This is a genomic window from Klebsiella sp. DY2415 (assembly GCF_026314315.1).
Lineage (GTDB): Bacteria > Pseudomonadota > Gammaproteobacteria > Enterobacterales > Enterobacteriaceae > Klebsiella > Klebsiella ornithinolytica.
This window is the reverse complement of sequence record NZ_CP111115.1, coordinates 5,522,132-5,535,545: the sequence shown is the minus strand read 5'-3', so window position 1 is coordinate 5,535,545 and position 13,414 is coordinate 5,522,132. Positions and strand designations below refer to the sequence as shown.

Here is a 13,414-nt window from a genome sequence, read left to right as displayed (position 1 = left end):
AACTTCGAGATAACCCATAGTAAAAACATGGTTAAAACACGCCGGGAATAGCTCGCAGTGACATTTATTTTTGTAACATGCGGCGGTCTCATTTTTTTCACATTTTTTGATAAAAACTAAATCATTTTTGGCTTAATAACCACCAGGTGACGCTCCCCTTCCAGCTCAGGAACATGCAGCCTGATGATCTCGCTGACGGTGTATCCTTCGGGAAGATTTGCCATTTCATCTTCCTGGGCCACCCCTTTCAACGCATAGAAGCAGCCGGTTTCCGACGGCAGATGATGACACCAGCTGACCATGTCATTCAACGAGGCAAATGCGCGGCTGATGACGCCATCGAACGGCGGCTCAGCGGGGAAATCTTCCACGCGGCTCTGTACCGGGGCGATATTCTCCAGTTTTAACTCATGCTGGACCTGACGAAGAAAACGCACGCGCTTACCGAGGCTGTCCAGCAGCGTGAAATGTGCTTGCGGGAGAACTATCGCCAGCGGGATTCCCGGTAGTCCAGGCCCTGTTCCGACGTCGATAAAACGCGTTCCCTGCAGGTACGGCGCAACAACAATGCTATCGAGGATATGGCGAATCAGCATCTCATTCGGATCGCGAACGGAAGTCAGATTGTAGGCTTTGTTCCACTTATCCAGCATGCCAACGTAGGCCACCAGCTGGTTTTTCTGGTGATCGGTGAGCGAAATACCGGCTTCAGCCAGCAGACGAGAGAGTTTGTTGAGCACGTTCAGTACCTGTCCAGAAATAATGAGCCCGGAGGCGATGACGCTTACCGGGCCGGTGAATCAAAAAGGGCGGAGAAGCAGCCTGCTATCCGCCAAATTCCGCCTGTCAGGGCAATCAGGCGCTACGGCGCAGCATCCCCTGCTTTTTCAGCCAGACCAGCAAAATAGAGATCGCCGCTGGCGTGATGCCGGAAATACGCGAAGCCTGACCGATTGAAGACGGTTTGTGATCGTTGAGCTTGGCAATCACCTCATTCGACAACCCGATCACCTGACGATAATCAAGCGTTGCCGGCAGGATCGTATTCTCATTACGCTGCTGTCTTTCGATCTCTTCCTGCTGACGAGCAATATACCCTTCGTACTTCACCTGGATTTCGACCTGTTCTGCGGCCTGCACATCTTCGAGGCCCGGCGCGAACGGCGACAGCTGAACCAGCTGCTCATAGGTCATTTCCGGACGACGGAGTAAATCTTCTCCACTCGCTTCGCGAGAAAGTGGTGCAGTCAGGTGAGTATTCACTTCTTCCGCACTGTCCGCCGCCGGATAAACCCAGGTGGATTTCAGACGCTGACGCTCCAGCTCAATGCTTTCCAGCTTCTCGTTGAAACGCGCCCAGCGTTCATCATCGACCAGACCCAGTTCACGCCCCTGTTCCGTCAGACGCAAATCGGCGTTATCTTCGCGCAGCATCAGACGATATTCGGCGCGTGAAGTAAACATCCGGTACGGTTCTTTGGTCCCCAGAGTACACAGATCGTCGACCAGCACGCCGAGGTAGGCTTCCGAACGCGCCGGCGCCCATCCCTCTTTTTCCGCAGAGAAACGACCGGCGTTCAGACCGGCAAGCAGCCCCTGGGCGGCAGCTTCTTCGTAACCCGTGGTGCCGTTAATCTGTCCGGCAAAGAACAGACCGTGGATATATTTACTTTCCAGCGTCGGCTTCAGATCGCGCGGGTCGAAAAAGTCGTACTCAATAGCGTAGCCTGGACGAACGATTCTGGCGTTCTCCATGCCTTGCATAGAGCGAACAATTTGCATTTGTACGTCAAACGGCAGGCTGGTGGAGATACCGTTTGGATAAATTTCGTTGGATGTCAGCCCTTCTGGCTCGAGGAAGATCTGATGCTGGTTACGATCGGCAAAACGCATCACTTTATCTTCGATCGACGGGCAATAACGCGGTCCGATCCCTTCAATCACCCCGGCATACATTGGGCTACGATCGAGGTTATTACGGATCACGTCGTGGGTTTTCTCGTTGGTATACGTGATATAGCACGGTACCTGCTGCGGATGCTGAGCCACGTTGCCCATGAACGAGAAGACCGGCATGGGGTTATCACCATGCTGCGGCGCCAGAACGCTAAAATCGATGGTACGGGCGTCAATACGCGGCGGCGTACCGGTTTTCAGGCGGCTGACGCGCAGCGGCAGCTCACGTAAGCGGCGAGAAAGGGGGATGGACGGCGGATCGCCTGCGCGACCACCGCTGTAATTATCCAGTCCGATATGGATCTTGCCGTCAAGGAAGGTGCCGACGGTCAGGACCACCGCTTTGGCGCGGAATTTCAGACCCATTTGGGTAACGGCACCGACAACCCGATCGTTTTCAACAATCAGATCCTCAACCGCCTGCTGGAAGATCATCAGGTTGGGCTGGTTTTCCAGCGCAGTGCGCACCGCCTGACGATAGAGCACGCGGTCTGCCTGAGCGCGTGTCGCCCGTACCGCCGGGCCTTTGCTGGCGTTTAGTATCCTAAACTGAATGCCTGCCTGGTCGATCGCTTTCGCCATCAGTCCGCCAAGCGCATCCACTTCTTTTACCAGGTGTCCTTTCCCAATGCCGCCAATCGCCGGGTTGCAGCTCATCTGCCCCAACGTGTCGATATTGTGTGTCAAAAGCAGGGTCTGCTGACCCATTCGCGCTGCGGCCATCGCGGCCTCAGTGCCTGCATGACCCCCGCCAATGATGATGACGTCAAAAGGATCCTGATAAAACATGGTGGTATGCCTCGCATAAAGCGGTTTGAAAATGGATTGAAGCCCGGGCCGTGGATTCTACTCAACTTTAGTCGATCGAGAAAGCTCCGGGATCTTGAGTATTAAAAAGAAGATCTTTTATTTAGAGATCTGTTTTATTGTGATCTCTTATTAGGATCGAACCTTTCTGTGGATAAGCCGGATCCGCGTTTTAAGATCAAATGCTTAAGAAGGATCACTATCTGTGAATGATCGGTGATCCTGTTCCGTATAAGCTGGGATCAAAATGAAGGGTTATACACAGGTCAAAAAGCAGCCACTGGTTATACGTTGGATAACTACCGGTTGATCAGAGCTTTTAACTGTAGTTATCCACAGAAGATCGGACGATCTTTACAAAACTTAGAGTAAATCTTTCCAGGATCCGACCCAAATCTCAGCCGGATCCTCCGGAATTTCATGTTCCAGGACATTTATCTTCAGCGTTTCGCCGATCTGTTGGGCTCCACATGCCTTCAATGCGCTGTCGATTTTGTCGATGGCGCCGCAAAAGGTGTCGTATTCGCGGCTACCAATACCTACGGCGCCAAAACGAACGGCGGACAGGTCTGCCTGCTTTTCCTGAAGCGCTTCATAGAACGGCAGCAGATTATCAGGGATATCGCCCGCACCATGTGTCGAGGAGATAACTAACCAGATCCCTTCAGCCTGCAGATCCTCGATCAACGGACCGTGCTGGATTTCGGTGCTGTAGCCCGCCTCTTCCAGCTTTTCAGCCAGATGCTCCGCTACATATTCCGCACTGCCCAGGGTACTGCCGCTGATAAGCGTAATGTCTGCCATGATCGTCTGCTCAATTATTCAGAGTGGCACATTGTACGCTGTGTGAGAGCTGGGATCTACCTGTGGAAAATGTGGGATTAAAAAAGCCCGATCACGGGCGGATGGTCCGCATGATCGGGTTCTGCAGGGAGATCAGGGTCTCGGTGGACTGAATTTCATCGATTGTTTGGATCTTGTTGATAAGTACCTGCTGCAGGGCATCGATCGAGCGGCACATCACCTTAATAAAGATGCTGTAGTGCCCGGTGGTGTAGTAGGCCTCGGTAACCTCGTCGAGGCTTTCGAGTTTGGCCAGCGCAGAGGGATAGTCTTTGGCGCTTTTCAAAATAATGCCGATAAAGCAGCAGACGTCGTAACCGAGCTGTTTGGGGTTCACGTCGATACGGGCACCGGTGATGATGCCCGCCTGTTTCATCTTCTCCACACGAACATGAATCGTCCCCGGGCTGACGCCAAACTGTTTGGCCAGTTCAGCATAGGCGGTACGGGCATTGGCCATTAAGGCTTCCAGGATGCCGCGGTCCAGATTGTCGATCTGATAATTTTCCATAGGTTTTTCTTATGATGTTTGATGATTCTTTCTATATTAGCCATATATTTTAATGAATCAAAAGTGAACATGGCTTTTTGTTGTTTGATTATTGAATTGGTGGTCGTTTTTGTTGCTTAATCAATATCAACAGGACGCAGGAGTAATAAAAAATGAAAACCGCATACATCGCAAAACAACGCCAGATTAGTTTCGTTAAGTCTCACTTTTCCCGCCAGCTGGAAGAGAAGCTTGGTCTGATTGAAGTCCAGGCACCTATCTTAAGCCGCGTAGGAGACGGGACTCAGGACAACCTGTCTGGTTGCGAGAAAGCGGTTCAGGTGAAAGTGAAAACACTGCCAGACGCCCAGTTCGAAGTGGTTCATTCACTGGCGAAGTGGAAACGTCAAACCCTGGGACAACACGACTTCAGCGCGGGCGAAGGGCTGTACACGCACATGAAGGCCCTTCGCCCCGATGAAGACCGACTGACCGCCATTCACTCCGTTTACGTCGACCAGTGGGACTGGGAACGCGTGATGGGTGATGATGAACGTCATGTCGGCACATTAAAATCAACCGTAGAGGCTATCTACGCCGGGATCAAAGCGACCGAAGCCGCCGTATGTAAAGAGTTCGGCCTGACGCCGTTCCTGCCGGAACAGATTCAGTTTGTCCATAGCCAGACGCTGCTGAGCCGTTATCCGGATCTCGATGCCAAAGGCCGCGAGCGGGCGATTGCCAAAGAGCTGGGAGCCGTATTCCTGATAGGGATTGGCGGTAAGCTTTCTGATGGTCAGCGTCACGACGTTCGTGCGCCGGATTATGATGACTGGAGTACGTCGGTTGAGGAAGGCTTTAGCGGCCTGAACGGCGATATTCTGGTGTGGAACCCGGTGCTGGAAGACGCTTTCGAGCTCTCCTCTATGGGGATTCGCGTGGATGCCGAGGCCCTGAAGCGCCAGCTGGCGATCACCGGTGATGAGGATCGTCTGAAACTGGAGTGGCACCAGGCGCTGCTGCGCGGTGAAATGCCGCAGACTATTGGCGGCGGCATTGGTCAATCCCGTCTTACCATGCTGCTGCTGCAGCTGGATCATATCGGCCAGGTGCAGTGCGGCGTATGGCCGGCGCAGGTTCGTGAGAGCGTGACTTCGCTCCTTTAATTGCCCGGAGAGATCCGTTAACGCCGCCAGCGTCGCAGCAGGCGGCTACGTAACCCGGTATCAAAGCGCCAGATATGATCGAAGATGCGCATTATGCCGGGTTTGCCATGTACAGACATCGCCACCGCATGAAAGCGATGATGATGCTTGCGCTGTAGCTCCCCCACCTTATTGATCACCTCGTCCGGCAGCCGCTGGGCAATAAAATCGGAAATCACCACCGCATCGGCATCGACCCACTGCGGATTTTGCATTCGCTCAATGATCGAACGGAAACAGCTGGCTAAATCCGTACCGCCGCGAAAACGCTGGCTCAGGAAGCGGATCGCCTGCTCCAGACCCTGCGGGCCCGTCAGCTCGTAATGCACGACTTCACTGGAGAAAAGCATAATAAAGCAGCGGCGATTGTCCGCCAGCGCCACCCGCATTAATGCCAGGCAAAATGCCTTGGCGCACTGTTCGTTGAAACCGCCCATCGAGCCGGAAGTATCGACGCAGACGATAAACGGTCCGCGCGGCTGCTCGTCAACATCTTGTCGGGTCACCGGCCGCTCGGTGATTTTTTCCCGCCAGGCGTCGCCATGTAGCCGATAGGTCAGCAGCTGCTTTTCTACCAGCTTGCGATAGAACTCGAATTCCAGTTCAGTGATCCCCAGCGTCGCCAGCTCCGGCGGCAGCAGGCGCAGGATATCGTCGCTCTGTTGTAGGCCATCAACCTGTTCCGGTACCGTTGCCGGCTCACGCACCAGGCTGCGAAAGGCTTCCATCGGCGCATCCTTTTTCGGTACCGATTTGGCTTCCCGCGAGCGGCCTAACTGTTCAGCCAGCTGCATCAGCTCCGGCTGCTGGCTGAGAAAGTCACCGTAGCGAACGATCAGCTGATAGTCACCGCGCTTCAGCTCACCTGCGCTCATATCCCACAGCCGGCCCGCGGCGTTATCGTTTTCCACCAGCACCGGCTCCAGCTGCCCGCTCAGCGTCATCCTCTCCTGGACTTCGCTCAGCAGCTGATCGCGTTCTTCATCCAGTAGCTGCTGGTTGAGTGTGGTTGCCTGCACCACCAGACTCAGACGCCAGCGTTGTAAAAACAGGGTATGTAGTGCGGGCGTGAAGGTCGCATTGTCATCCACCAGCAGCTGCGCCTGGGCTGCAAACGGCGAGTGCAGCTGATGCAGCTGGCCAAGGATCTGCGGGAGCTGCACGATGAACTGCGAGGTGGAGAGCAGCTGCGATCGCTGATAGTGCTGTACTTCAATATCCAGCTCCGGCGGGATCGGCGTCTCTTTGAGTCGTGCTCTGACGGCTTGCCGCCAGCGTGGAATATCGGCGGCGATAATATTCTTCAGGCGCGGAAATTTTTCGAAGAACACGGCAAGCTGAGGAGAGGCCAGCAGCGCCAGCAGCATCTCCTCGATCATCCCCTCTTCGCTGACTGCCAGCATGACATTCAGCATATCCAGCGTCATGGCTGTCGCGCCTGTTTAATCTGCGTGCCGACGTCCTGCAGGCTGGCTTCAATACGTCCTAGCCAGTCACCGGGAATAAACAGACATTTTTGCTGTTCGCTAAAGCGGTTATGTTGCTGGTGCCACTCGTCATCCAGCGCTTCCAGCTGCTGGCGGATTTCTGCCGGCATGTTTTCTTGCGATTCGCTGCCGGGCAACGAAAGACGGGATCCTTGCAGGCTGACGTCGCGCACAACCAGATGCTGGCTGGCATCGACATCGATATTCAACTGCTGGGCGAAACCAATGCCGTTAAGCTTGCCGCGGATTTCACCGCCTTTTTCCAGCCAGTGCGAAAGCTCTTCGCGGACGAAGGTAATATGAATCACTTCCATATCGTGCAGCTTAAGCGGCTGCTGGAGCAGCAGAGTCAGCGTGGTATCTTTGAGTTCAGACGGTAATTCATAATGCGGCTTACGGCTGAACATCCCGCCGAGGCGCGTGACCTTCAGCGCGGTTTTGTCGCTGTGCTGCTGTTGGATTTGGATGCGTCTTTGGGTTATGGCGCCCAGTTTGGTCAGCATTGCCTGCTGTTGCCAGGCATGGCTGGTCATCAAGGTTTCCAGCTGCTGTGACATCAGATTCATGCTTTCGATATCGTGCCACAGACAATCTTTCAGCAAAATCAGATCGATAGGAGCAATAGTATCCCGGCCGCTGAAGAAGGCGCTGGCCTGCAGCAGACGAATGGCCTTTTTCCAGCGCCGATCCGAGACATAAGGCGAACCCGGTAACGTATCCAGCTGCTGGCGGAGCTGGAAGATAAGCTCAAACACACTATCCGGAAGCTTCACGGCGCTGATATCCTGCTGCCACTGCCGGAACTCTTCGTCGCTGACCTGCAGGCTGGCGGGGACCGGGTTGCTGTTTTCATCCTGCTGGCTTATCAGCATCGAGCGGAAGTTCGTTTTATCCTGAACCTTATCCAGCCATAAACGGATGAGCATACGGTCGTACAGCGCTTCAAGGCTGCTGTCCGCTTCCGGTAATTCGTTTGAGGCCGCCACCAGCAGGCGCATGGGGATTTTTTCTTCTTTCGCCCCGTTGCGGAAATGACGTTCGTTGATTGCCGTCAGTAAGGTGTTGAGGATAGCCGGCCCGGCTTTCCAGATTTCATCGAGGAAGACAATTTCGGCTTCCGGAAGGTAGCCTGTCGTCAGGCGTTCGTAGCGTCCTTCATCCTTCAGCGCCTGGATGGAGAGTGGACCAAAAACCTCTTCCGGAGTGGAAAAGCGGGTCATCAGGTATTCAAAGGCGCGGGCTTGCTGAAAGGCAAATTTGAGGCGGCGGGCGATCAGGCTTTTAGCGATGCCCGGCGGACCGAGTAAAAAAACGCTTTCGCCGCTGAGTGCGGCAAGCAGGCAGAGTCGTATCGCGTGACTGCGTTCGAACAAACCTTTTTCGAGGGAGGCGCTGAGCCGGGAAATTCTTTCTGCCAGTAAATGTGATTGAGCCATAATTGAGTTGCGTGCTTTTTCATGTGTCGTTATTGATCCGAGTATAGATGTTTGATTAGGGATGGTAATAGCCTGAAGAATCGATTTATTTTCTTTGAGTCAGGTTAATATGATGTTCGTTAGGGGTACGATTCAGCAAATAATCGTGCATACTGTGCGCTTTTTGTGGGCCAAGGGACTAGGCACACATTTGTTTTATAAACGAAAAGACTAGTCTATGAGCACTGATAATAAGCAATCGTTGCCAGCAATAACGCTGGCGGCTATCGGCGTGGTATACGGAGATATCGGTACCAGTCCGCTGTATACACTTCGGGAATGTCTGTCTGGTCAGTTTGGGTTTGGCGTTGAACGTGATGCTGTTTTTGGCTTTCTGTCGCTAATATTCTGGCTATTGATCTTTACCGTATCACTCAAATATATCACCTTCGTCATGCGCGCAGATAACGCCGGTGAAGGGGGGATCCTGACGCTGATGTCGCTGGCGGGCCGCAATACGTCCGCGCGAATGACGTCGGTTCTGGTTATTCTTGGCCTGATCGGCGGCAGCTTCTTCTATGGCGAAGTGGTGATTACGCCAGCGATTTCGGTGATGTCGGCTATTGAAGGGCTGGAAATTATCGCCCCTAATCTGGATACCTGGATTGTCCCCATCTCCATTATCGTGCTGACGCTGCTGTTTGCTATCCAGAAGCACGGCACCAGCATGGTCGGCAAGCTGTTCGCGCCGATTATGCTGATTTGGTTCCTGCTGCTGGCGGTGCTGGGCGCGCGCAGCATTATCGCCAACCCGGAAGTGCTGCAGGCGCTAAACCCTTACTGGGCGGTTCATTTCTTCCTTGAATATAAAACCGTCTCTTTTGTTGCGCTGGGCGCGGTGGTGCTGTCCATTACCGGTGTTGAAGCGCTGTATGCGGATATGGGGCACTTTGGCAAACTTCCGATTCGCCTGGCCTGGTTCTCGGTGGTGCTGCCCTCGCTGGTGCTGAACTACTTCGGTCAGGGAGCGCTGCTGTTGCAGCACCCGGAGGCGATCAAAAACCCCTTCTTCCTGCTGGCCCCTGAATGGGCGCTGATTCCGATGCTGATCATTGCGGCGCTGGCGACGGTTATCGCCTCACAGGCGGTAATTTCCGGCGTCTTCTCGCTGACTCGCCAGGCGGTTCGTCTGGGATATCTGTCGCCGATGCGGATTATTCATACCTCGGAAATGGAGTCCGGACAGATCTATATTCCGTTCATCAACTGGCTGCTGTATGTCTCGGTGGTGATCGTGATTATCAACTTCGAGCACTCTTCGAACCTGGCGGCGGCATACGGGATCGCGGTAACGGGAACCATGGTGTTGACCACGATTCTCTTCACTACGGTCGCGCGTAAAAACTGGCGCTGGAATAAGTTCGTTGTCGCGCTGCTCCTTATCGCCTTTATGAGCATTGATTTTCCGCTGTTCTCGGCCAACCTCGATAAGATTGTTTCCGGCGGCTGGCTGCCGTTAACCCTGGGTCTGGTGATGTTCACCGTGATGACGACCTGGAAAAGCGAGCGTTTCCGTCTGCTGCGTCGGATGCATGAACACGGTAACTCTCTGGAAGCGATGATCTCTTCCCTGGAGAAATCACCGCCGGTTCGCGTGCCGGGGACTGCCGTATATATGTCCCGTGCGCTGAACGTGATTCCGTTTGCCCTGCTGCATAACCTGAAGCACAACAAGGTGCTGCATGAACGCGTGATTCTGCTGACGCTGCGTACTGAAGATGCGCCTTATGTGCATAACGTCCGCCGGGTGCAGATTGAGCAAATCTCACCGTCGTTCTGGCGCGTGGTGGCCAGCTACGGCTGGCGCGAAACGCCAAACGTGGAAGAGGTGTTCCACCGCTGCGGGCTGGAAGGACTGAGCTGTCGGATGATGGAAACCTCCTTCTTTATGTCGCATGAATCGCTGATTATCGGCAAACGGCCATGGTATCTGCGTTTGCGCGGAAAACTGTACCTCCTGCTGCAGCGTAACGCCCTGAGGGCGCCGGACCAGTTTGAAATCCCGCCAAACCGGGTGATTGAACTCGGTACCCAGGTCGAAATCTGATGCTCTGAAGCCCTTCCACGTGAAGGGCTTTTTTTGGTTTTTTGCCCCGCTTCACTTTTCTCTTCTCCCGCTTGCGAAACGTTTCGATGGCGATCACATTTCTCTCTTCTGAAGATGGTTTTCTGCGCGCATTTTGACAATAATTTCTTCAGCGAAACGTTTCGCTAATGGAGCAAAAGAGAAAAATGAAAAAAGGCACCGTACTTAACGCTGATATTTCCTCGGTTATCTCCCGCCTGGGTCATACCGATACGCTGGTGGTCTGCGATGCCGGTTTACCGGTTCCCCGCAGCAGCGCGCGCATCGATATGGCATTAACCCAGGGCGTTCCCTCCTTTATGCAGGTTCTGGAGGTGGTGACGGCGGAAATGCAGGTTGAGGCGGCGATCCTGGCGGAAGAGATAAAAACTCATAATCCGCAGCTCCATGCGACGTTGCTCACTCACCTTGAGCTGCTGCAGCAACACCAGGGAAACACCATTGAAATTCGTTACACCAGTCATGAGCAGTTTAAAAAACAAACCGCAGATAGTCAGGCGGTGATTCGCAGCGGGGAGTGTTCCCCGTATGCGAACGTTATTCTCTGTGCCGGCGTGACGTTCTGAGGTCGCCGATATGGAAGCCTTATTGCAATTAAAAGGGATCGATAAAGCGTTCCCTGGCGTTAAGGCGCTCTCCGGCGCCTCGCTCAATGTCTATGCTGGCCGCGTGATGGCGCTGGTCGGCGAAAACGGCGCCGGCAAATCCACCATGATGAAGGTGCTGACCGGGATCTATACCCGCGATGCCGGCTCGCTGTTGTGGCTCGGCAAAGAGATCACCTTCAACGGACCGAAATCCTCCCAGGAAGCCGGTATCGGCATTATTCACCAGGAACTCAATCTGATCCCACAGCTGACGATCGCGGAAAACATTTTCCTCGGTCGTGAGTTCGTGAACCGGTTTGGCAAAATCGACTGGAAAACAATGTATGCCGAAGCCGACAAACTGCTGGCAAAGCTGAATTTACGCTTTAACAGCCAGAAGCTGGTGGGCGATCTGTCGATTGGCGATCAGCAGATGGTTGAAATCGCCAAGGTGCTGAGCTTTGAGTCGAAGGTCATCATTATGGATGAACCAACGGACGCATTGACCGATACCGAAACGGAATCTCTGTTCCGCGTCATCCGCGAGCTGAAAGCGCAGGGGCGCGGAATTGTCTATATCTCTCACCGTATGAAAGAGATCTTCGAGATTTGCGATGATGTGACGGTCTTTCGCGACGGGCAGTTTATCGCCGAGCGCGAGGTAGCCAGTCTGAATGAAGATCTGCTGATCGAAATGATGGTTGGCCGCAAGCTGGAAGATCAGTACCCGCACCTGGATAAAGCGCCCGGTACGGTTCGTCTGAAGGTGGACAATCTGTGCGGACCGGGCGTTGAAAATGTGACCTTTTCCCTTCGTCAGGGCGAAATTCTCGGCGTCGCCGGGCTGATGGGGGCCGGACGCACGGAGTTGATGAAGGTGCTGTACGGCGCGCTGCCGCGCACCAGCGGTTCCGTCACGCTCGACGGCCATGAAGTGGTGACCCGTTCCCCTCAGGATGGTCTGGCAAACGGGATTGTCTATATTTCCGAAGACCGCAAGCGCGATGGCTTAGTGCTCGGTATGTCGGTGAAAGAAAACATGTCGTTAACGGCACTGCGCTATTTCAGCCATGCTGGTGGCCGCCTGAAACACAAAGATGAGCAGCAGGCGGTGAGCGATTTTATCCGCCTGTTCAATGTGAAAACGCCGTCAATGGAACAGGCAATAGGTCTGCTCTCCGGCGGTAACCAGCAAAAAGTGGCCATCGCCCGCGGGCTGATGACGCGGCCGAAGGTGCTGATCCTTGATGAACCGACCCGCGGCGTGGACGTGGGGGCGAAGAAAGAGATCTATCAGCTGATCAACCAGTTTAAAGCCGATGGTCTGAGCATCATTCTGGTCTCTTCGGAGATGCCGGAAGTGCTGGGCATGAGCGATCGCATCATCGTGATGCATGAAGGGCATCTCGGCGGTGAGTTCACACGCGAGCAGGCCACCCAGGAAGTATTGATGGCTGCCGCTGTGGGCAAGCTTAACCGTGTGAATCAGGAGTAAAAAAGATGACAACCCAGGCTGTTACTGGTCGCCGCTATTTCACAAAAGCATGGCTGATGGAGCAAAAGTCGTTGATTGCCCTGCTGGTGCTGATAGCGATTGTTTCGACCATGAGCCCCAACTTTTTTACCGTTAATAACCTCTTCAATATTCTGCAGCAGACGTCGGTCAACGCCATTATGGCCGTCGGAATGACGCTGGTCATTCTGACCTCGGGGATCGACCTGTCCGTCGGCTCCCTGCTGGCGCTGACCGGCGCGGTTGCGGCATCGATTGTGGGGCTGGAGGTTAATGCGCTGGTGGCGATTGCCGCGGCGCTTGCTTTAGGCGCGGCAATTGGCGCAGTGACCGGCGTGATTGTGGCGAAAGGGCGTGTTCAGGCCTTTATCGCTACCCTGGTGATGATGTTGCTCCTGCGCGGGGTGACGATGGTCTACACCAACGGTAGTCCGGTGAACACCGGGTTTACTGATAACGCCGACCTGTTTGGCTGGTTTGGTATCGGGCGCCCGTTAGGGGTTCCGACGCCGGTGTGGATTATGGCAATCGTCTTTCTGGCGGCCTGGTACATGCTGCACCATACGCGGCTGGGTCGTTATATTTATGCGCTGGGCGGTAACGAGGCGGCAACTCGCTTATCCGGCATCAGCGTCAATAAAGTAAAAATCATCGTCTATTCGTTATGCGGCCTGCTGGCTTCGCTGGCGGGGATTATCGAAGTGGCGCGTCTCTCTTCCGCGCAGCCGACGGCGGGGACCGGCTATGAACTGGATGCTATCGCGGCGGTCGTGCTCGGCGGCACCAGTCTGGCGGGTGGTAAAGGCCGTATTGTCGGTACCTTGATTGGTGCGTTGATCCTTGGCTTCCTGAACAACGGTTTGAATCTATTAGGCGTTTCATCCTATTACCAGATGATCGTGAAAGCGGTGGTAATTTTGCTGGCGGTGCTGGTAGACAACAAAAAGCAGTAACTAAGAACTCTA

11 protein-coding genes are annotated in these 13,414 nt (G+C 54.2%); 5 read left to right on the top strand and 6 right to left on the bottom strand.

Features of this window, described 5'->3' with window-relative positions; genetic code table 11:
- Positions 1–116: 116 nt before the first annotated feature.
- The 4 genes from rsmG to asnC all read right to left on the bottom strand — a co-directional run bounded on the left by rsmG (position 117) and on the right by asnC (position 4,117).
- Positions 117–740, bottom strand: coding sequence for a 16S rRNA (guanine(527)-N(7))-methyltransferase RsmG (gene rsmG, locus OQV00_RS26170; protein ID WP_004869227.1), 624 nt, complete (start codon positions 738–740; stop codon positions 117–119).
- Positions 741–855: 115 nt separating this feature from the next.
- Complete coding sequence (gene mnmG, locus OQV00_RS26165; RefSeq protein ID WP_234537000.1) at positions 856–2,745, bottom strand: tRNA uridine-5-carboxymethylaminomethyl(34) synthesis enzyme MnmG; 1,890 nt, start codon at positions 2,743–2,745, stop codon at positions 856–858.
- Between the two features lie 381 nt (positions 2,746–3,126).
- The gene (gene mioC, locus OQV00_RS26160) at positions 3,127–3,567 is read right to left on the bottom strand and encodes an FMN-binding protein MioC (RefSeq protein ID WP_004869231.1); all 441 of its coding nucleotides are present in this window, start codon (positions 3,565–3,567) and stop codon (positions 3,127–3,129) included.
- Between the two features lie 91 nt (positions 3,568–3,658).
- Positions 3,659–4,117, bottom strand: coding sequence for a transcriptional regulator AsnC (asnC, locus tag OQV00_RS26155; protein ID WP_004869233.1), 459 nt, complete (start codon positions 4,115–4,117; stop codon positions 3,659–3,661).
- A gap of 152 nt (positions 4,118–4,269) precedes the next feature.
- On the opposite strand from asnC, the gene asnA reads away from it, so the two are divergent.
- Entirely contained in the window at positions 4,270–5,262 is a 993-nt protein-coding gene (asnA, locus tag OQV00_RS26150) for an aspartate--ammonia ligase (RefSeq protein WP_004869235.1), read from the top strand.
- Positions 5,263–5,279: 17 nt separating this feature from the next.
- Here asnA and viaA read toward each other — a convergent pair whose 3' ends face one another.
- The gene (viaA, locus tag OQV00_RS26145) at positions 5,280–6,728 is read right to left on the bottom strand and encodes an ATPase RavA stimulator ViaA (RefSeq protein ID WP_004869237.1); all 1,449 of its coding nucleotides are present in this window, start codon (positions 6,726–6,728) and stop codon (positions 5,280–5,282) included.
- On the bottom strand, positions 6,725–8,224 hold the full coding sequence (gene ravA / locus OQV00_RS26140; protein ID WP_004869239.1) for an ATPase RavA: 1,500 nt from the start codon (positions 8,222–8,224) through the stop codon (positions 6,725–6,727). Before ravA ends, viaA begins: the two co-directional genes overlap by 4 nt.
- Before the next feature lie 217 nt (positions 8,225–8,441).
- Between ravA and kup the strand changes: the two genes are divergently transcribed.
- The 4 genes from kup to rbsC all read left to right on the top strand — a co-directional run bounded on the left by kup (position 8,442) and on the right by rbsC (position 13,402).
- Positions 8,442–10,310 (top strand): low affinity potassium transporter Kup, encoded by a 1,869-nt coding sequence (gene kup, locus OQV00_RS26135; RefSeq protein WP_004869240.1) that lies wholly within the window; start codon positions 8,442–8,444, stop codon positions 10,308–10,310.
- 185 nt (positions 10,311–10,495) lie between these two features.
- Positions 10,496–10,915, top strand: a complete 420-nt coding sequence (rbsD, locus tag OQV00_RS26130) for a D-ribose pyranase (protein WP_004869242.1) — start codon at positions 10,496–10,498, stop codon at positions 10,913–10,915.
- Between the two features lie 10 nt (positions 10,916–10,925).
- Complete coding sequence (gene rbsA, locus OQV00_RS26125) at positions 10,926–12,431, top strand: ribose ABC transporter ATP-binding protein RbsA (RefSeq protein ID WP_004869243.1); 1,506 nt, start codon at positions 10,926–10,928, stop codon at positions 12,429–12,431.
- Between the two features lie 5 nt (positions 12,432–12,436).
- Complete coding sequence (gene rbsC / locus OQV00_RS26120; RefSeq protein WP_004869245.1) at positions 12,437–13,402, top strand: ribose ABC transporter permease; 966 nt, start codon at positions 12,437–12,439, stop codon at positions 13,400–13,402.
- The last annotated feature ends 12 nt before the right edge of the window (positions 13,403–13,414 follow it).

Coding starts and splice junctions, on each gene's coding strand:
- mnmG (WP_234537000.1), bottom strand. CDS start 2,745: ATGTTTTATCAGGATCCTTTTGACGTCATCATCATTGGCGGGGGTCAT.
- mioC (WP_004869231.1), bottom strand. CDS start 3,567: ATGGCAGACATTACGCTTATCAGCGGCAGTACCCTGGGCAGTGCGGAA.
- asnC (WP_004869233.1), bottom strand. CDS start 4,117: ATGGAAAATTATCAGATCGACAATCTGGACCGCGGCATCCTGGAAGCC.
- asnA (WP_004869235.1), top strand. CDS start 4,270: ATGAAAACCGCATACATCGCAAAACAACGCCAGATTAGTTTCGTTAAG.
- viaA (WP_004869237.1), bottom strand. CDS start 6,728: ATGACGCTGGATATGCTGAATGTCATGCTGGCAGTCAGCGAAGAGGGG.
- ravA (WP_004869239.1), bottom strand. CDS start 8,224: ATGGCTCAATCACATTTACTGGCAGAAAGAATTTCCCGGCTCAGCGCC.
- kup (WP_004869240.1), top strand. CDS start 8,442: ATGAGCACTGATAATAAGCAATCGTTGCCAGCAATAACGCTGGCGGCT.
- rbsD (WP_004869242.1), top strand. CDS start 10,496: ATGAAAAAAGGCACCGTACTTAACGCTGATATTTCCTCGGTTATCTCC.
- rbsA (WP_004869243.1), top strand. CDS start 10,926: ATGGAAGCCTTATTGCAATTAAAAGGGATCGATAAAGCGTTCCCTGGC.
- rbsC (WP_004869245.1), top strand. CDS start 12,437: ATGACAACCCAGGCTGTTACTGGTCGCCGCTATTTCACAAAAGCATGG.